The sequence below is a fragment of the Kosakonia oryziphila genome, from assembly GCF_900094795.1.
GTDB classification, from domain to species: Bacteria; Pseudomonadota; Gammaproteobacteria; order Enterobacterales; family Enterobacteriaceae; genus Kosakonia; species Kosakonia oryziphila.
This window is the reverse complement of the sequence record NZ_FMBC01000022.1, coordinates 23,665-42,133: the sequence shown is the minus strand read 5'-3', so window position 1 is coordinate 42,133 and position 18,469 is coordinate 23,665. Positions and strand designations below refer to the sequence as shown.

15 protein-coding genes are annotated in these 18,469 nt (G+C 53.1%); 13 read left to right on the top strand and 2 right to left on the bottom strand.

Annotated features, from left to right (window positions below; genetic code table 11):
* The first annotated feature begins 21 nt into the window (after nucleotides 1-21).
* A complete protein-coding gene (locus GA0061070_RS12065) occupies nucleotides 22-1,854 on the top strand; it encodes an SLC13 family permease (protein ID WP_090136385.1) in 1,833 nt (610 codons plus the stop codon).
* 37 nt (nucleotides 1,855-1,891) lie between these two features.
* Here GA0061070_RS12065 and yfbR read toward each other — a convergent pair whose 3' ends face one another.
* Nucleotides 1,892-2,491: a 5'-deoxynucleotidase gene (gene yfbR / locus GA0061070_RS12060; RefSeq protein ID WP_090136384.1), complete on the bottom strand. Its 600-nt coding sequence runs from the start codon at nucleotides 2,489-2,491 to the stop codon at nucleotides 1,892-1,894.
* A gap of 80 nt (nucleotides 2,492-2,571) precedes the next feature.
* Entirely contained in the window at nucleotides 2,572-3,786 is a 1,215-nt protein-coding gene (locus GA0061070_RS12055) for a pyridoxal phosphate-dependent aminotransferase (RefSeq protein WP_090136383.1), read from the bottom strand.
* 948 nt (nucleotides 3,787-4,734) lie between these two features.
* On the opposite strand from GA0061070_RS12055, the gene lrhA reads away from it, so the two are divergent.
* From lrhA to nuoL, 12 genes are all read left to right on the top strand, one after another.
* Nucleotides 4,735-5,673: a transcriptional regulator LrhA gene (gene lrhA, locus GA0061070_RS12050; RefSeq protein ID WP_090136382.1), complete on the top strand. Its 939-nt coding sequence runs from the start codon at nucleotides 4,735-4,737 to the stop codon at nucleotides 5,671-5,673.
* A gap of 748 nt (nucleotides 5,674-6,421) precedes the next feature.
* The gene (nuoA, locus tag GA0061070_RS12045; RefSeq protein WP_035889801.1) at nucleotides 6,422-6,865 is read left to right on the top strand and encodes an NADH-quinone oxidoreductase subunit NuoA; all 444 of its coding nucleotides are present in this window, start codon (nucleotides 6,422-6,424) and stop codon (nucleotides 6,863-6,865) included.
* 15 nt (nucleotides 6,866-6,880) lie between these two features.
* The gene (nuoB, locus tag GA0061070_RS12040; RefSeq protein ID WP_007371088.1) at nucleotides 6,881-7,555 is read left to right on the top strand and encodes an NADH-quinone oxidoreductase subunit NuoB; all 675 of its coding nucleotides are present in this window, start codon (nucleotides 6,881-6,883) and stop codon (nucleotides 7,553-7,555) included.
* 90 nt (nucleotides 7,556-7,645) lie between these two features.
* Nucleotides 7,646-9,448 carry an NADH-quinone oxidoreductase subunit C/D gene (gene nuoC / locus GA0061070_RS12035; protein ID WP_090136381.1) on the top strand — a complete coding sequence of 601 codons (1,803 nt, stop codon included), beginning with the start codon at nucleotides 7,646-7,648 and terminating at the stop codon, nucleotides 9,446-9,448.
* Between the two features lie 2 nt (nucleotides 9,449-9,450).
* Nucleotides 9,451-9,951: an NADH-quinone oxidoreductase subunit NuoE gene (nuoE, locus tag GA0061070_RS12030; RefSeq protein WP_007371090.1), complete on the top strand. Its 501-nt coding sequence runs from the start codon at nucleotides 9,451-9,453 to the stop codon at nucleotides 9,949-9,951.
* The gene (nuoF, locus tag GA0061070_RS12025) at nucleotides 9,948-11,285 is read left to right on the top strand and encodes an NADH-quinone oxidoreductase subunit NuoF (protein WP_090136380.1); all 1,338 of its coding nucleotides are present in this window, start codon (nucleotides 9,948-9,950) and stop codon (nucleotides 11,283-11,285) included. The genes nuoE and nuoF overlap by 4 nt, the downstream gene beginning before the upstream one ends.
* 134 nt (nucleotides 11,286-11,419) lie before the next feature.
* Nucleotides 11,420-14,146, top strand: coding sequence for an NADH-quinone oxidoreductase subunit NuoG (gene nuoG, locus GA0061070_RS12020; protein WP_139109758.1), 2,727 nt, complete (start codon nucleotides 11,420-11,422; stop codon nucleotides 14,144-14,146).
* On the top strand, nucleotides 14,143-15,120 hold the full coding sequence (gene nuoH / locus GA0061070_RS12015) for an NADH-quinone oxidoreductase subunit NuoH (RefSeq protein ID WP_090136378.1): 978 nt from the start codon (nucleotides 14,143-14,145) through the stop codon (nucleotides 15,118-15,120). Before nuoG ends, nuoH begins: the two co-directional genes overlap by 4 nt.
* A gap of 14 nt (nucleotides 15,121-15,134) precedes the next feature.
* Entirely contained in the window at nucleotides 15,135-15,677 is a 543-nt protein-coding gene (nuoI, locus tag GA0061070_RS12010; RefSeq protein WP_035942165.1) for an NADH-quinone oxidoreductase subunit NuoI, read from the top strand.
* Between the two features lie 11 nt (nucleotides 15,678-15,688).
* Nucleotides 15,689-16,243, top strand: a complete 555-nt coding sequence (gene nuoJ, locus GA0061070_RS12005; protein WP_090136377.1) for an NADH-quinone oxidoreductase subunit J — start codon at nucleotides 15,689-15,691, stop codon at nucleotides 16,241-16,243.
* Entirely contained in the window at nucleotides 16,240-16,542 is a 303-nt protein-coding gene (gene nuoK, locus GA0061070_RS12000; RefSeq protein WP_002463445.1) for an NADH-quinone oxidoreductase subunit NuoK, read from the top strand. The genes nuoJ and nuoK overlap by 4 nt, the downstream gene beginning before the upstream one ends.
* On the top strand, nucleotides 16,539-18,380 hold the full coding sequence (gene nuoL / locus GA0061070_RS11995; protein WP_090136376.1) for an NADH-quinone oxidoreductase subunit L: 1,842 nt from the start codon (nucleotides 16,539-16,541) through the stop codon (nucleotides 18,378-18,380). Before nuoK ends, nuoL begins: the two co-directional genes overlap by 4 nt.
* Nucleotides 18,381-18,469: the final 89 nt, after the last annotated feature.

Genomic DNA, 18,469 nt, shown 5'->3' with positions numbered 1-18,469 from the left:
ATCAACTGACAAGGATAGGTTGTGAACGGTGAACTGATCTGGGTGCTGTGTCTGCTGGCGATTACCGTTGTGCTTTTCGCAACGGGGAAAGTACGCATGGACGCGGTGGCGCTGTTTGTGATTGTCGCCTTTGTCTTAAGCGGCACACTGACTCTGCCCGAAGCCTTCTCTGGTTTTAGTGATCCCAATGTGATCCTGATTGCCGCACTGTTTATTATTGGCGATGGTCTGGTGCGTACTGGCGTGGCGGCGAATATGGGTGCCTGGCTGGTTGATATGGCTGGCAGCAGCGAAGTGAAAATGCTGGTTCTGCTCATGTTTACCGTTGCCGGGCTGGGCGCTTTCATGAGTTCGACCGGTGTGGTGGCGATTTTTATACCGGTGGTCATGAGTGTTTCGCTACGCATGCAGATTTCGCCTTCCCGTCTGATGATGCCACTCAGTTTCGCCGGGCTTATCAGCGGCATGATGACACTGGTGGCAACGCCGCCTAACCTGGTGGTGAACAGCGAGCTGTTACGAGAAGGCATGAAAGGGTTCGGCTTTTTTAGCATGACGCCGCTGGGCCTCGTGATCCTGCTGCTGGGGATCATCTATATGTTGCTGATGCGTTTTATGCTGAAAGGGAATGATGAGCAAGCGCAGCGTGATGGTTGGAAGCATCGTTCATTTCGTGAACTGATTAAAGAGTACCGCCTTACCGGGCGGGCGCGCCGCCTCGCTATTCGCCCTGGATCTCCTTTGATCGGACAGCGCCTTGATGATTTGCGACTTCGCGAACGTTATGGCGCGAATGTTATCGGCGTCGAACGCTGGAGGCGTTTTCGGCGGGTGATTGTCAACGTTAACGGTGTCTCCGAGTTTCGTGCCCGTGACGTTCTGCTGATTGACATGTCTGCTGCTGAAGTGGATTTGCGTGAATTCTGCGCCGAGCAGTTGCTGGAGCCTATGGTGCTGCGTGGTGAATATTTTTCCGATCAGGCGCTGGATGTGGGGATGGCGGAAGTATCGTTAATTCCGGATTCTGAACTGATCGGTAAGACGGTTCGCGAAATCGGTTTTCGGAGTCGCTACGGTTTAAACGTGGTTGGCCTGAAGCGCAACGGCGAGGCGATTGACGGTGTGGTTACGGATACCACCCTGGAACTGGGCGATATTTTCCTAGTCGTCGGCAACTGGAAACTGATCCGTCAGTTGGGTTCTCACGGGCGCGACTTTGTAATACTCAATTTACCGGTTGAAGAGAGCGCAGCTTCGCCCGCTCACAGCCAGGCACCACATGCGATTTTTTGCTTGGTGCTGATGGTCGCTCTGATGCTTACCGATGAAATTCCCAATACGATTGCTGCAATTATCGCCTGTATGCTAATGGGGAAATTCCGCTGTATTGATGCTGAAAGTGCTTACAAGGCCATTCACTGGCCGAGTATTATTTTGATTGTCGGAATGATGCCTTTTGCGCTGGCGCTGCAAAAAACCGGCGGCGTGGCTCTGGCGGTTAAAGGGTTGATGGATATCGGTGGAGGTTACGGGCCGCACGTTATGCTGATCTGCCTGTTTCTCATGTGCGCGGTCATCGGGCTGTTTATCTCGAACACCGCCACTGCGGTGCTAATGGCGCCGATCGCGCTGGCGGCGGCAAAATCAATGGGCGTTTCGCCGTATCCGTTTGTCATGATGGTGGCAATGGCGGCATCAGCCGCATTTATGACGCCAGTGTCATCACCGGTCAACACGCTGGTGCTTGGGCCTGGTAATTATCAGTTTAGTGATTTTGTTAAGGTTGGCGTGCCGTTTACTCTGCTGGTGATGGTAGTTTGCGCGGTGTTGATCCCGATGTTGTTTCCGTTTTGACGCGTTTGCCGGGTGGCGTTCACCCGGCAAAGACGAGTTACAGCGGTGAATCCTGGCTGATTTCATCCAGCGATAAATGGAAACTGGGCACAAAGACTTGCATAAAATAGTCCATTTCCGGGCTGCGGCGGGCATCAAGGGTTTTTTCGAGGCGAGATTTTGCCAGCCTGAACTCATTGTTGCCGGCGGATAACTCTTCCAGACATTTCAGATAGGCGCATAGCGCATCCGCCTGTTTCACGATCGCTTTTTCTTCCGTGCTGTAGTGATGCTCATCAATCAGCGGCGCAAAAATATCCTGCAACTCTTCCGGCACCATTTCAACCAGCTTTTGCTGGGCAATCTTTTCGATCGCTTTATATTCCTGTGCAATTTGTGAATTGAAATACTTTACCGGGGTGGGCAGATCGCCGGTCAGAACTTCCGACGCGTCGTGGTACATAGCCAGCAGCGCAATACGCTCGGCATTCAGTTGGCCATTGAATTTACGGTTTTTTATTGACGCCAGCGCATGGGCGACCATCGCCACTTGCAGACTGTGCTCGGACACATTTTCGGTACGTACGTTGCGCATCAGTGGCCAACGATTGATCAGTTTAAGGCGGGAAAGATGGGCGAAGAAATGGCTCTGACTCATAGTTAACCTTGTCTGTGGCTGCGACCTGAGTCATTGTGCGCAGAGAGTGGGGGAAGATGCAAATCCTCCCCCGACGGAGATCACTGATGATAACCTGAGAGGAAACGGCCAAAACGGCTGATCGCCATTTCCAGATCGTCTTCGCGCGGCAGTGTCACGATGCGTACGTGATCCGGCCATGGCCAGTTGAACGCGGTACCTTGTACCAACAGCACTTTTTCCTGGAGCAGGAAGTCGAGCACCATCTTTTGATCGTCGTGAATATTAAACCGTTTCGCGTCAATTTTCGGGAACATATAGAGTGCGCCGCTTGGCTTCACACAGGAAACACCTGGGATTTCATTAATCAATTCCCATGCACGGTTACGCTGTTCATACAAACGACCGCCCGGCACGATAAATTCACTGATACTCTGGTAACCGCCGAGTGCAGTCTGAATGGCGTACTGTGCAGGAACGTTGGCGCAAAGGCGCATCGAGGCCAGCATTTCCAGCCCTTCTATATAGCTTTTAGCGTGTTTTTTCGGCCCGCTCAATACCATCCAACCCTGACGGAAGCCGGCCACACGGTAGGTTTTTGACAGACCATTAAAGGTAATAGTGAACAGATCCGGCGCCAGTGCGGCGATAGAGTGGTGCTCGGCCGCATCGTAAAGAATTTTGTCGTAGATCTCATCGGCGAAGATGATCAGGTTGTGCTGACGCGCAATCTCAACCAACTCCATCAACAGTTCTTTTGAATAAACCGCACCGGTAGGGTTGTTCGGGTTGATAATCACAATACCACGGGTACGCGGTGTGATTTTTGCGCGAATATCGTCAAGATCCGGGAACCAGCCAGCAGACTCGTCACACAGATAATGCACGGCTTTACCACCAGAAAGCGATACGGCCGCTGTCCACAGCGGGTAATCCGGGGCGGGAACCAGCATCTCGTCACCACTGTTAAGCAGTGCCTGCATCGACTGAACAATCAGTTCAGAAACACCGTTACCAATATAAATATCTTCAACGGTCACTTCGCGCATATCGCGCGCCTGATAATACTGCATGATCGCTTTGCGGGCTGAATAAAGCCCTTTGGAATCGCAATAGCCTTGCGCGCCTGGCAGGTTACGAATCACATCGACCAGAATTTCATCCGGCGCTTCGAAGCCGAATGGTGCGGGGTTGCCGATGTTAAGTTTAAGAACTTTATTGCCTTCTTCTTCCAGACGCTTTGCTTCTTTCAGAACCGGGCCACGGATGTCGTAACAGACATTGTCTAATTTGCTGGATTTTTCGATGGAGGACATGAACCTTTGACCTTTTAGCTATGTGAGCCACTGCCTGCCGTGGAAGTGAGCACGGAACAATGTACTCCCACGCCCGCCAGTTTAGAAGGGTTAGCAGAAGAAGATTTTGTGGTAATTTTCTCGGTGGTTAACGTTTTTTTAACTGTTTTCTTTTATTTAATCCTTGCTATTAAACTGCATTTACGTTAATTTTCAGTATTTAATATCATAAATACATAAAAATTTGTAATTTATCGCTAATAAAACTCGTTTGCTTAGTTCGGTTTAAAAAAGCAGTACGCAAACCGACAGAGAATTTTTCGCAAAATCTGGATGATGGAGAGATGGGACCATCCATTTCCCGGAAGAGTATGTTTGTACTGTAAACGCAATGTTAAGCGTTATTAATAGTTAGAACCACGGTCAATTAATAGCTGATTAATATTGAGAATGGGAACTATGTTCGTCTCTAATATTATAACGAGAGGTCGGACATGATACCAATTGCAGGTTCAGATTATTCGTAATAATGCTTATAAATATAAAGGTTTTAGGTTAAACTCAAAGAGCAATAAAATGGTACTGATGTGAAAAGCCATGCTTTAGTTAAGGGGTGTTTCTTAATTTTAGTTGCTTGTTATTATTCGCTTTTACTTCAGTCCGATTATATAGCCTTATGGTATATGATACTTGTGCTATGTATAGCCAGTGATGTGCATAAACAGGTTGTTTTCTTAAAAGCATTCGCAAGGTTTATCATGGTTTATATATCCAGAAGGAATGGAGTATGCGAAATAAAGCCAACAGGTTCAGCTTGCGTTAGACAGCGAACTATAAACACGAGAACTTACAGTCAGGCTTTGATGAGTCATGACGTGCAGGATGCACTTTTTAAATGGAATTACTTAATCTTACGAGCACAGCATAAACCCGGGTCACTCTGCGTGAGCAACCCGTAAGTGAAAAAATATGATAAATGCAAATCGTCCGATACTGAATCTCGACCTCGATCTGCTGAGAACTTTCGTTGCGGTCGCTGATCTGAACACCTTTGCTGCGGCTGCGGCTGCGGTATGTCGCACCCAGTCTGCCGTAAGCCAGCAAATGCAGCGGCTGGAACAGTTAGTGGGAAAAGAACTTTTTGCCCGTCATGGCCGTAATAAGCTTTTAACTGAGCACGGTATTCAACTACTGGGTTATGCGCGAAAGATCTTACGTTTTAATGATGAAGCTTGTACATCGCTGATGTTTAGCAATTTGCAGGGCGTATTAACTATTGGCGCTTCTGATGAATCAGCCGATACCATTTTGCCTTTCCTGCTTAATCGTATTAGCTCGGTATATCCAAAACTGGCGCTGGATGTGCGCGTAAAGCGCAACCCGTTATCTGGCGATCGCCTCCAGGATCAAAACCTTGACCTGGTGGTGACAACGCATTGTTATGGGCAGTTTGATTGCCTGACATTACGTACATCCCCAACGCACTGGTATTGTTCGGCTGAATATGTTCTGCAGAAAGGAGAGGCCATTCCACTTGTATTGCTGGATGAACCCAGTTCGTTTCGCGATATGGTGATTAATGCGCTCAATAGTGCCGATATTCCATGGCGCCTGGCTTATGTGGCTTCATCGCTTTCTGCCGTGAAAGCGGCAGTGAAAGCCGGGCTTGGTGTCACCGCCCGTCCTGTTGAAATGATGAGTCCTGATTTGCGGGTATTAAGCCGCGCCGACGGCCTGCCGCTGTTACCTGATACGGAATATCTGCTAGGCTATAATCCCCTCAGCCAGAATGAACTGGCGCAGGTTATCTTTCAGGCTATGGAACACTACCAGAATCCGTGGCATTACGGGAATCCTGGGGCTGAAGAAGGCGGTGATCCGCTCATCGTAGAAGGGGATTTTGGCTAACATTTTACACCAGGCTGTGTCCCATAATTGTGCGCGAGTGGCGCTGAGGGTCATTTTTACGCATGACTGCGTTGCTCACGGCTCATTTGGGTCCCCAAACGTCGCCACCACGACCAATTACGGGACACAGCCTTAAACTGGTAACAAAATGTAAGTGCAAAAATGAACCGCTGGCAGTGAAATTGCTGCCACTGGTTCGTTTTATATCGGAACATTTCTTTGATGACTTATTGCCCCTCTAAATCATATTTCCTTTCAAGAAGTTAATACTCCTCACAGCAAGATATCTCTTTATCAACTATAGTCTTCCATGCCTTAAGTTCATGTTAAAAATCAAGCCGGATTGTTGCCGTTTTTTGCGATGAATTAACAAAAGCGTGTCTCAGATCAAGAAAATACTCCCAATGAGGGGGAGGAATCCGGACAAAATCCTGTCAAAATAAGCGAGTAATATCAGGAAAAGCTCACAACGGACACGATTCAACACCTGGTTTTTTTGGTCAGTAGGTTATGAGGCCGATCAAGAAAACGGCACTAAATGTTAATGAATTGCGGTTGATGTAAACTAATGTGAGTAAACTTTTGTTAAAGTTGACAAAAGGTTATAGAAAGGAGTAAAACCCACATCGTTTAGCTGTTTTCGCCTTTTTTTCACAGTTAATGTGTGGTTTTATTCCTCCCCGTGAATCGATGTGGCGTCATCTGCCAGCAAGAGCAGAGGTATTAACGCTACCTTTTGAGTAAAGCAATGCGTATGTCAACATCCACTGAAATCATCGCTCATCACTGGGCATTCGCTATCTTTCTTATTGTCGCCATAGGGCTTTGTTGCCTGATGCTGGTTGGCGGTCGTTTTTTAGGCGGCCGCGCACGCGCAAGGCACAAAAACGTTCCTTTCGAATCCGGTATCGATTCTGTCGGTTCCGCGCGCTTACGTCTCTCCGCCAAGTTCTACCTGGTGGCCATGTTCTTCGTCATCTTCGATGTGGAAGCGCTTTACCTCTATGCATGGTCAACCTCCATTCGCGAGAGTGGTTGGGTCGGTTTTGTCGAAGCTGCAATTTTTATTTTAGTGCTGTTGGCTGGTCTGGTTTATCTGGTGCGTATTGGCGCGCTGGATTGGACGCCCGTGCGTTCGCGCCGTGAGCATATCAACCCAGAGACTGGCAGCTACACTGATCGTCAACGCTAACCGCGAGGCAATAAGATGGATTATACGCTCACCCGCATAGATCCTAACGGTGAGAACGACCGTTACCCCCTGCAAAAACAGGAGATCGTAACCGACCCCCTGGAACAAGAAATCAACCGTAGCGTTTACATGGGCAAACTCGAAAATGCCCTGCACGATATGGTGAACTGGGGCCGTAAAAACTCAATTTGGCCATATAACTTTGGTCTATCGTGCTGCTATGTAGAGATGGTGACTTCCTTTACAGCTGTTCACGACGTCGCGCGTTTTGGTGCGGAAGTACTGCGTGCTTCTCCTCGTCAGGCGGACCTTATGGTCGTCGCCGGTACCTGCTTTACCAAAATGGCACCTGTCATTCAGCGTCTTTATGACCAGATGCTGGAACCAAAATGGGTTATCTCAATGGGAGCCTGCGCGAACTCTGGCGGTATGTACGATATCTACTCTGTCGTGCAGGGCGTCGACAAATTTATCCCGGTGGATGTTTATATCCCTGGCTGTCCGCCGCGTCCTGAAGCATATATGCAGGCGCTGATGTTGTTACAGGAATCGATTGGTAAAGAACGTCGTCCTCTCTCCTGGGTGGTTGGCGATCAGGGCGTGTACCGCGCCAATATGCAGTCGGAACGCGACCGTAAGCGCGGAGAACGCATTGCCGTTACCAATCTGCGTACGCCGGACGAGATTTAATGTGCGCCTGTGGGTAATGGAAAAAAACTTCGCATTTCAATAATCCAATAACGCGAAGCCATACCCGACAGTCACCACGGACCCTTTGCAATGGTGAACAATATGACCGATTTAACCGCGCAAGAAGCCGCATGGCAGACTCGGGATCATCTGGATGATCCGGTCATTGGCGAATTGCGCAACCGTTTTGGGCCGGATGCCTTTACTGTTCAGGCGACCCGCACCGGGGTACCCGTAGTTTGGGTGAAGCGTGAGCAATTGCTGGAAGTTGGCGATTTCCTGAAGAAGCTGCCGAAACCTTACGTCATGCTGTTCGATCTGCACGGCATGGACGAGCGTCTACGTACACACCGCGCCGGTTTACCCGCCGCGGATTTTTCCGTTTTCTATCACCTGATTTCGATCGATCGCAACCGCGACATCATGCTCAAGGTGGCGCTTTCTGAAAACGATCTGAACGTGCCGACGTTTACCAAACTTTTCCCCAACGCCAACTGGTACGAGCGTGAAACCTGGGAAATGTTTGGCGTTACCTTTAACGGTCACCCGCACCTGACGCGCATCATGATGCCGCAGACCTGGACCGGGCATCCGCTGCGTAAAGATTACCCGGCGCGCGCCACCGAATTCGATCCGTTTGAGCTGACCAAAGCCAAGCAGGATTTAGAAATGGAAGCGCTGACCTTTAAGCCGGAAGACTGGGGCATGAAGCGCGGCACCGACAATGAGGACTTTATGTTCCTCAACCTCGGTCCGAACCACCCGTCTGCGCACGGTGCTTTCCGCATTATTCTGCAACTCGACGGTGAAGAGATTGTCGACTGCGTACCGGATATCGGTTACCACCACCGCGGCGCGGAAAAAATGGGCGAGCGCCAATCCTGGCACAGCTACATTCCTTATACCGACCGTATTGAGTACCTCGGTGGCTGCGTTAACGAAATGCCATATGTGCTGGCGGTAGAGAAACTGGCGGGGATCACCGTACCAGATCGCGTCAATGTGATCCGCGTGATGCTCTCTGAACTGTTCCGCATCAACAGCCATCTGCTTTATATCTCTACCTTTATTCAGGACGTGGGCGCAATGACCCCGGTGTTCTTCGCCTTTACCGATCGCCAGAAAATCTACGATCTGGTGGAAGCGATCACCGGTTTCCGTATGCACCCGGCGTGGTTCCGTATTGGCGGCGTGGCACACGATTTGCCGCGTGGCTGGGATCGTTTGCTGCGTGAATTCCTCGACTGGATGCCGAAACGTCTGGCCTCTTATGAGAAAGCGGCGCTGCGTAACACCATCCTGAAAGGCCGTTCGCAGGGTGTTGCCGCTTACGGCGCGAAAGAAGCGCTGGAGTGGGGCACTACCGGCGCGGGTCTGCGTGCTACCGGCATCAACTTTGACGTGCGTAAAGCGCGTCCATACTCCGGCTATGAAAACTTCGACTTTGAAATCCCGGTGGGTGGTGGCGTCAGCGACTGCTATACCCGCGTGATGCTGAAAGTCGAAGAGCTGCGCCAGAGCCTGCGTATTCTTGAGCAGTGTCTTAACAATATGCCGGAAGGTCCGTTCAAAGCGGATCATCCGCTGACGACGCCGCCGCCGAAAGAGCGCACGCTGCAACATATCGAAACCCTGATTACTCACTTCCTGCAGGTTTCGTGGGGCCCGGTAATGCCAGCCAACGAATCCTTCCAGATGATTGAGGCAACCAAGGGTATTAACAGTTACTACCTGACCAGCGACGGCAGCACCATGAGCTACCGCACGCGCGTTCGTACACCGAGCTTTGCGCATTTGCAGCAAATCCCGTCGGCGATCCGCGGCAGCCTGGTATCCGACCTGATCGTCTATCTGGGTAGTATCGATTTTGTTATGTCAGATGTGGACCGCTAATTATGCACGAGAATCAACAACCACAAACCGAGGCTTTTGAGCTGAGTGCGGCAGAGCGTGAGGCAATTGAGCACGAAAAGCACCACTATGAAGACCCGCGTGCGGCGTCCATTGAAGCGCTGAAGATTGTTCAGAAGCAGCGTGGCTGGGTGCCGGACGGCGCGATTTATGCCATTGCTGATGTTCTGGGGATCCCGGCGAGCGATGTCGAAGGCGTGGCAACGTTCTACAGCCAGATCTTCCGTCAGCCAGTCGGTCGCCACGTGATCCGCTATTGCGACAGCGTGGTTTGCCATATCACCGGTTATCAGGGCATTCAGTCGGCGATTGAAAGCCACCTGAAGATCAAGCCGGGCCAGACCACTTTCGACGGCCGCTTTACGCTGCTGCCGACCTGCTGTCTGGGCAACTGCGATAAAGGGCCGAACATGATGATTGATGAGGACACTCACGCGCATCTGACTCCGGAAGGCATTCCCGAACTGCTGGAGCGGTATAAATGAAAACAGTTATCCGTACTCCCGAAACTCATCCGCTGACCTGGCGGCTGCGTGACGACAAGCAGCCGGTCTGGCTGGAGGAATACCAGAGTAAAAATGGTTATGCTGGTGCGCGTAAAGCGCTTTCTGGCATGGCGCCGGACGAGATCGTCAATGCGGTAAAAGATTCCGGCCTTAAAGGCCGTGGCGGCGCTGGCTTCTCCACGGGGCTGAAGTGGAGCCTGATGCCGAAAGACGAATCCATGAACATCCGTTACCTGCTGTGTAATGCTGATGAAATGGAGCCGGGTACCTATAAAGACCGTCTGTTGATGGAGCAGTTGCCGCACCTGCTGGTGGAAGGCATGCTGATTTCCGCCTTTGCGCTGAAAGCTTACCGTGGCTACATCTTCCTGCGTGGCGAATATATAGAAGCAGCAGTACATCTGCGTCGCGCCATTGCCGAAGCGACCGAAGCGGGTTTGCTGGGTAAAAATATCCTCGGTAGCGGTTTTGATTTTGAACTGTTCGTTCACACCGGGGCCGGGCGCTATATCTGCGGTGAAGAGACCGCGCTGATTAACTCGCTGGAAGGTCGCCGCGCGAACCCGCGCTCCAAGCCGCCGTTCCCGGCAAGCTCCGGCGCATGGGGTAAACCGACTTGCGTCAACAACGTTGAAACCCTGTGCAACGTGCCAGCCATTCTGGCTAACGGTGTTGAATGGTATCAGAACATTTCGACCAGCAAAGATGCGGGCACCAAGCTGATGGGTTTCTCCGGTCGCGTGAAAAACCCGGGCCTGTGGGAACTGCCGTTTGGTACGACCGCGCGTGAAATCCTCGAAGATTATGCCGGTGGCATGCGCGATGGCCTGAAATTCAAAGCCTGGCAGCCTGGTGGCGCGGGGACAGACTTCCTGACCGAAGCGCACCTCGATCTGCCAATGGAATTCGAAAGCATCGGCAAAGCGGGCAGCCGTCTGGGAACGGCGCTGGCCATGGCCGTCGATCATGAGATTGGCATGGTGCCGCTGGTGCGTAATCTGGAAGAGTTTTTCGCCCGCGAATCCTGCGGCTGGTGTACGCCATGCCGCGATGGCCTGCCGTGGAGCGTAAAAATTCTGCGTGCGCTGGAGCGTGGTGAAGGCCAGCCTGGGGACATCGAGACACTTGAGCAACTGTGTCGACAACTTGGGCCAGGTAAAACCTTCTGCGCGCATGCGCCGGGTGCGGTTGAACCCTTACAGAGCGCAATTAAATATTTCCGCGAAGAATTCGAAGCGGGCATTAAACAGCAATTCAGCAATACCCATGCGATTGGCGGTATCCAGCCAAACTTGCTGAAAGCGCGCTGGTAATTGGGGTTACTCGCCTGGGCGAGGCCGGAAAAAAATTTGATTAATACCTGAGAAAGACCTGCAATCTTCGCGATGTAACAACGCTGATACGGCGCGAAGGACAAAGGTTATTCAGGCCAACTGGAAGCATGCTAATGGCTACTATTCATGTAGACGGCAAAGAATACGAGGTAAACGGAGCAGACAACCTTCTTGAGGCTTGTCTTTCCTTAGGCCTTGATATTCCTTATTTTTGCTGGCATCCGGCGCTTGGGAGCGTGGGTGCGTGCCGCCAGTGTGCGGTGAAGCAATATCAAAACGCGGAAGACACGCGTGGCCGCCTGGTGATGTCCTGTATGACACCGGCATCCGACGGTACTTTTATTTCCATCGATGACGATGAAGCGAAGCAGTTCCGTGAAAGCGTAGTGGAGTGGTTAATGACCAACCACCCGCACGATTGCCCGGTCTGCGAAGAGGGCGGCAACTGCCACCTGCAAGATATGACCGTCATGACAGGTCATAGCTTCCGTCGCTATCGTTTTACTAAACGTACTCACCGTAATCAGGATCTTGGCCCGTTCATCTCACACGAAATGAACCGCTGTATCGCCTGCTACCGTTGTGTGCGTTATTACAAAGACTACGCAGACGGCACGGATCTTGGCGTGTATGGCGCGCACGATAACGTCTACTTTGGCCGTCCGGAAGATGGCACGCTGGAAAGTGAGTTCTCCGGCAACCTGGTGGAAATCTGCCCCACTGGCGTCTTCACCGACAAAACGCACTCTGAGCGTTACAACCGTAAGTGGGATATGCAGTTTGCGCCGAGCATCTGCCAGCAGTGTTCACTGGGTTGCAATACCAGTCCGGGTGAACGGTACGGCGAACTGCGCCGCATCGAAAACCGTTACAACGGTACCGTTAACCACTACTTCCTTTGCGACCGTGGCCGTTTCGGTTATGGCTATGTCAACCTGAAAGACAGGCCTCGTCAGCCGGTACAGCGCCGTGGCGATGATCTGATCACCCTGAATGCTGAGCAGGCGATGCAGGGCGCGGCGGACATTCTGCGTCAGTCGAAGAAAGTAATAGGCATTGGTTCGCCGCGCGCCAGCGTGGAGAGCAATTTTGCCCTGCGCGCGCTGGTCGGTGCGGATAATTTCTACACTGGCATCGCCAAAGGTGAGCAGGAGCGTCTGGAACTGGCGCTGAAAGTGCTGCGCGAAGGCGGCATCCGTACCCCGGCCCTGCGCGAAATCGAATCTTATGATGCGGTGCTGGTCCTCGGCGAAGACATCACGCAGACCGGCGCGCGCGTTGCGCTGGCGGTGCGTCAGGCCGTGAAAGGCAAAGCCCGAGAAATGGCGGCGGCGCAGAAAGTCGCCGACTGGCAGATTGCGGCGATCATGAACATCGGTCAGCGCGCCAAACATCCGCTGTTTGTTACCAACGTCGACAGCACCCGTCTGGATGATGTCGCTGCGTGGACCTATTGCGCACCGGTCGAAGATCAGGCGCGTTTAGGTTTCGCCATCGCTCACGCGCTGGATGAGACGGCGCCGGCGGTTGACGGTCTGAGCAGCGACCTGAAAAACAAAATCGATGTGATTGTCCAGGCGTTGGCCGGCGCGAAGAAACCGCTGATTATTTCCGGGACGAACGCCGGTAGCGTGGAAGTGATTCAGGCTGCTGCCAACGTGGCAAAAGCGCTGAAAGGGCGCGGTGCCGATGTCGGCATCACCATGATTGCTCGTTCGGTGAACAGCATGGGCCTGGGCCTGATTGGCGGCGGCAGCCTTGATGACGCGCTGGCGGAGCTGGAATACGGCCACGCTGATGCTGTTGTGGTGCTGGAAAATGATCTGCACCGCCATGCTTCTGCTGCACGCGTGGATGCCGCGCTGGCGAAAGCACCGCTGGTATTGGTGATTGATCATCAGCGTACGGCAATCATGGAGCAGGCTCATCTGGTGCTCTCCGCGGCCAGCTTTGCAGAAAGTGACGGTACGGTAATCAATAACGAAGGTCGCGCGCAGCGTTTCTTCCAGGTTTACGATCCGACCTACTACGACAGCAAAACCATTATGCTGGAGAGCTGGCGCTGGCTGCATTCGCTGCACAGCACCGTTGAAAACCGCGAAGTCGACTGGACGCAGCTTGACCATGTGATTGACGCCGCCGTTGAAGCGTTGCCGCAACTGGCAGGGATTAAAGAAGCGGCGCCGGACGCCAGCTTCCGCATCCGCGGTCAGAAACTGGCCCGTGAACCGCATCGTTACAGTGGACGTACCGCCATGCGCGCCAATATCAGCGTGCACGAACCGCGCCAGCCGCAGGATAAAGACACCATGTTCGCCTTCTCTATGGAAGGGAACAACCAGCCGTCCGCTCCGCGTTCTCAAATTCCGTTTGCGTGGGCACCGGGCTGGAACTCCCCGCAGGCATGGAACAAATTCCAGGCAGAAGTGGGTGGACACCTGCGTCACGGCGATCCGGGCGTACGTTTGATTGAGGCCAGCGAAAGTGGGCTGGAATACTTCACTTCCATTCCGGGAACCTTCGAAGCGCAAGAGGGTAAATGGCGTATCGCGCCGTACTACCACTTGTTTGGTAGCGATGAAATGTCGCAGCGTGCTCCGGTATTCCAGAGCCGTATGCCGCAACCATACATCAAGCTGAACCCGGCCGACGCTGCGAAGCTTGGCGTTAACGCGGGCGCGCATATCTCCTTCACCTGGGAAGGTCAGACCATCAGCCTGCCATTGCAGGTTTCCGAAGGTCTGACAGCAGGGCAGGTTGGTCTGCCGATGGGGATGCAGGGTATCGCGCCGGTGCTGGCCGGAGCACGTCTTGAAAATCTGCGGGAGGCGCAAGCATGAGCTGGTTAACACCGGATGTTATCGACATTTTGCTGAGCATCCTGAAAGCCGTTGTCATTCTGCTGGTGGTGGTCACCTGCGGTGCGTTCATGAGCTTTGGCGAACGACGCCTGCTCGGTTTGTTCCAGAACCGCTACGGACCGAACCGCGTTGGCTGGGGTGGTTCACTCCAGTTGGTTGCGGATATGATCAAAATGTTCTTTAAAGAGGACTGGATCCCGCGCTTCTCCGATCGTGTGATCTTCACCCTCGCGCCGATGATCGCCTTCACCTCGTTGCTGTTAGCGTTCGCTATTGTGCCGGTCAGCCCGACCTGGGTCGTGGCGGATCTGAACATCGGCATCCTGTTCTTCTTAATGATGGCAGGATTGGCGGTTTACGCGGTGCTATTCGCTGGCTGGTCGAGTAACAACAAATACTCACTGCTCGGTGCGATGCGTGCTTCTGCGCAAACTCTGAGCTATGAAGTGTTCCTTGGGCTTTCCCTGATGGGCGTGGTGGCGCAGGCCGGTTCATTCAACATGACCGATATCGTCAACAACCAGGCAGGTTTGTGGAACGTCATTCCGCAGTTCTTCGGTTTTCTGACCTTTGCTATCGCAGGCGTGGCGGTGTGTCACCGTCACCCGTTTGACCAGCCGGAAGCTGAGCAGGAACTGGCGGATGGTTACCACATTGAATATTCCGGGATGAAATTCGGTCTGTTCTTCGTCGGTGAATATATCGGTATCGTCACCATTTCCGCGCTGATGGTCACGCTGTTCTTCGGTGGCTGGCAGGGGCCGTTGTTACCGCCTTTCATCTGGTTCGCGCTGAAAACCGCGTTCTTTATGATGATGTTCATTTTGATTCGCGCCGCACTGCCGCGTCCTCGTTATGATCAGGTGATGTCGTTCGGCTGGAAAATCTGTCTGCCGTTGACGCTACTCAACTTGCTGGGAACAGCGGCTGTCATTCTCTGGCAGGCGCAATAAGGGGTGAAAAGACCATGACTTTAAAAGAATTACTCGTGGGCTTCGGCACCCAGGTCCGTAGTATCTGGATGATTGGCCTGCATGCTTTCGCGAAGCGCGAAACCCGTATGTACCCTGAAGAGCCGGTTTATCTGCCGCCGCGTTACCGTGGACGTATCGTGCTGACGCGCGACCCGGACGGTTCCGAGCGTTGCGTTGCCTGTAACCTTTGTGCGGTAGCGTGCCCGGTAGGCTGTATCTCGCTGCAAAAAGCGGAGATGCAGGACGGTCGCTGGTATCCGGAGTTTTTCCGTATCAACTTCTCACGCTGCATTTTCTGTGGTTTGTGCGAAGAGGCGTGCCCGACAACGGCGATTCAGCTCACCCCGGATTTCGAAATGGGTGAATACAAACGTCAGGACCTGGTGTACGAAAAAGAGGATCTGCTGATCTCCGGTCCGGGCAAATACCCGGAATATAACTTCTACCGGATGGCAGGTATGGCAATCGACGGCAAAGATAAAGGTGAAGCGGAAAACGAAGCCAAACCTATCGACGTCAAGAGCCTGTTACCGTAAGGAGAGGGGCAATGGAGTTCGCTTTTTATATCTGTGGCCTGGTCGCCATCCTGACGACGGTACGCGTAATAACGCATACCAACCCGGTGCACGCCTTGCTGTACCTGATTGTGTCGCTGCTGGCTATTGCCGGGGTCTTCTTTTCACTCGGCGCTTACTTCGCCGGTGCACTGGAGATCATCGTTTACGCCGGGGCCATCATGGTGCTGTTCGTATTTGTGGTGATGATGCTGAACCTTGGTAATACCGTGGTTGAGCAGGAGCGCAACTGGCTGTCGCCGCAAATCTGGATCGGCCCGGCGCTGCTCTCTGCGGTGCTGCTTGGGGTGATGATTTACGCCATTCTGGGCGTTAGCGATCAGGGTATCGACGGGGCAGCGATTAGCGCGAAAGCGGTTGGTATTACGCTGTTTGGCCCTTATGTTTTGGCCGTGGAGCTGGCCTCCATGCTGCTGCTTGCTGGTCTGGTTGTGGCCTTCCATCTGGGTCGCGAAGACAGGGCCGGTGAAGTGCTGAGCAATCGCACCGATGACCGCGCGAAAAGAAAAACGGAGGAGCAAGCATGATCCCCTTACAACATGGACTGATCCTCGCAGCGATTTTGTTTGTTTTGGGTCTGACCGGTCTGGTTATCCGCCGCAACCTGCTGTTTATGCTGATTGGGCTGGAAATCATGATTAACGCTGCTGCACTGGCCTTCGTGGTTGCTGGCAGTTACTGGGGACAGACCGACGGGCAGGTGATGTATATCCTCGCCATTAGCCTCGCGGCTGCGGAAGCGAGTATTGGCCTGGCGTTGCTGCTGCAACTCCATCGTCGCCGCCAGAATCTGAATATCGATTCAGTAAGTGAGATGCGTGGATGAACATGCTCGCCTTAACCATTATTCTGCCTTTTATTGGCTTTGTCTTACTCGCCTTTTCCCGTGGGCGCTGGTCAGAGAATCTTTCTGCAACCGTTGGCGTTGGCTCGATAGGTCTCGCGGCACTGGTGACCGCCCTTGTTGGCGTTGATTTTTTCAATAACGGTCAACAGGCGTTTTCGCAACCGCTGTGGACGTGGATGGCGGTCGGTGATTTCAACATCGGTTTCAACCTGGTGCTGGACGGCCTGTCTCTGACCATGCTTTCGGTCGTCACCGGCGTGGGTTTCCTGATTCATATGTTCGCTTCCTGGTATATGCGCGGAGAAGAGGGTTATTCCCGTTTCTTCGCCTACACCAACCTGTTTATCGCCAGCATGGTGGTACTGGTGCTGGCGGATAACCTGCTGCTGATGTACCTCGGCTGGGAAGGCGTGGGCCTGTGCTCCTATCTGCTGATCGGCTTCTACTATACCGATCCGAAGAATGGTGCTGCGGCGATGAAAGCATTCGTCGTTACCCGTGTGGGTGACGTCTTCCTCGCTTTCGCGCTGTTCATCCTTTACAACGAACTGGGTACGCTGAACTTCCGCGAAATGGTTGAACTGGCGCCGCAGCACTTCGCCAACGGCAATAACATGCTGATGTGGGCGACGCTGATGTTGCTGGGTGGTGCGGTCGGTAAATCCGCGCAACTGCCGTTGCAAACATGGCTGGCGGACGCGATGGCTGGTCCGACGCCGGTTTCCGCGCTGATCCACGCCGCTACCATGGTGACTGCCGGTGTTTATCTGATTGCCCGTACACATGGGTTGTTCCTGCTGACGCCGGAAGTGCTGCATCTGGTCGGTATCGTCGGTGCGGTAACGCTGCTGATGGCTGGTTTCGCCGCGCTGGTGCAGACGGATATCAAACGCGTACTGGCTTACTCAACCATGAGCCAGATCGGTTACATGTTCCTGGCGCTGGGCGTTCAAGCCTGGGACGCGGCGATTTTCCACCTGATGACGCATGCATTCTTTAAAGCACTGCTGTTCCTGTCGTCCGGTTCGGTGATCCTCGCCTGCCATCATGAGCAGAACATTTTCAAAATGGGTGGTCTGCGTAAGTCGATTCCGCTGGTATATGCTTGCTTCCTGGTTGGTGGCGCGGCGCTGTCGGCGCTGCCATTGCTGACCGCAGGCTTCTTCAGTAAGGACGAAATACTTGCTGGTGCGGTAGCAAACGGTCATGTCAATCTGATGATTGCCGGTCTGGTTGGCGCATTTATGACATCGCTGTACACCTTCCGCCTGATTTTCATTGTCTTCCACGGGAAAGAACAGATTCACGCTCACGCAGGGAAGGGGATCACCCATCATCTGCCGCTGATTGTGCTGCTGGTGCTCTCCACCTTTATTGGCGCAATGATTGTGCCACCGCTGAGAGGCGTTCTGCCAGAAACCACCGAGCTGGCGCACGGCAGCGTGGTCATGCTGGAAGTGGCGTCCGGTGCGGTTGCTGTCATCGGTATTCTGCTGGCGGCCTGGCTGTGGCTGGGTAAACGTACGCTGGTGCACTCGATTGCCAACAGCGCGACAGGTCGTTTCTTCGGGACCTGGTGGTTCAATGCCTGGGGCTTCGATGCGCTGTACGATCGCATCTTCGTGAAACCGTATCTTGGCATTGCCTGGCTGCTGAAGAGCGATCCGCTGAACGCGCTAATGAACATTCCGGCGATCCTTTCGCGCTTTGCAGGCAAAGGGCTGCTGTTTAGCGAGAACGGGTATCTGCGCTGGTATGTCGCGTCGATGAGCATTGGCGCAGTCGTGGTGCTGGCGTTGCTGATGGTATTGCGCTGAGCTGAGTTTGTGGGCCGGCTGGCGCTACGCTTACCCGGCCTGCAGACTGAATTTGTGTGATTTGTGGGGCGAGAAGATCCGTCTCCGGT

Excerpts from the sequence above, each read along its gene's own strand:
- nuoF (WP_090136380.1), top strand. The coding sequence starts at position 9,948 with ATGAAAACAGTTATCCGTACTCCCGAAACTCATCCGCTGACCTGGCGG.
- nuoB (WP_007371088.1), top strand. The coding sequence starts at position 6,881 with ATGGATTATACGCTCACCCGCATAGATCCTAACGGTGAGAACGACCGT.
- nuoH (WP_090136378.1), top strand. The coding sequence starts at position 14,143 with ATGAGCTGGTTAACACCGGATGTTATCGACATTTTGCTGAGCATCCTG.
- nuoA (WP_035889801.1), top strand. The coding sequence starts at position 6,422 with ATGCGTATGTCAACATCCACTGAAATCATCGCTCATCACTGGGCATTC.
- nuoE (WP_007371090.1), top strand. The coding sequence starts at position 9,451 with ATGCACGAGAATCAACAACCACAAACCGAGGCTTTTGAGCTGAGTGCG.
- nuoI (WP_035942165.1), top strand. The coding sequence starts at position 15,135 with ATGACTTTAAAAGAATTACTCGTGGGCTTCGGCACCCAGGTCCGTAGT.
- lrhA (WP_090136382.1), top strand. The coding sequence starts at position 4,735 with ATGATAAATGCAAATCGTCCGATACTGAATCTCGACCTCGATCTGCTG.
- nuoC (WP_090136381.1), top strand. The coding sequence starts at position 7,646 with ATGGTGAACAATATGACCGATTTAACCGCGCAAGAAGCCGCATGGCAG.
- nuoL (WP_090136376.1), top strand. The coding sequence starts at position 16,539 with ATGAACATGCTCGCCTTAACCATTATTCTGCCTTTTATTGGCTTTGTC.
- GA0061070_RS12055 (WP_090136383.1), bottom strand. The coding sequence starts at position 3,786 with ATGTCCTCCATCGAAAAATCCAGCAAATTAGACAATGTCTGTTACGAC.
- yfbR (WP_090136384.1), bottom strand. The coding sequence starts at position 2,491 with ATGAGTCAGAGCCATTTCTTCGCCCATCTTTCCCGCCTTAAACTGATC.
- nuoK (WP_002463445.1), top strand. The coding sequence starts at position 16,240 with ATGATCCCCTTACAACATGGACTGATCCTCGCAGCGATTTTGTTTGTT.
- nuoJ (WP_090136377.1), top strand. The coding sequence starts at position 15,689 with ATGGAGTTCGCTTTTTATATCTGTGGCCTGGTCGCCATCCTGACGACG.
- nuoG (WP_139109758.1), top strand. The coding sequence starts at position 11,420 with ATGGCTACTATTCATGTAGACGGCAAAGAATACGAGGTAAACGGAGCA.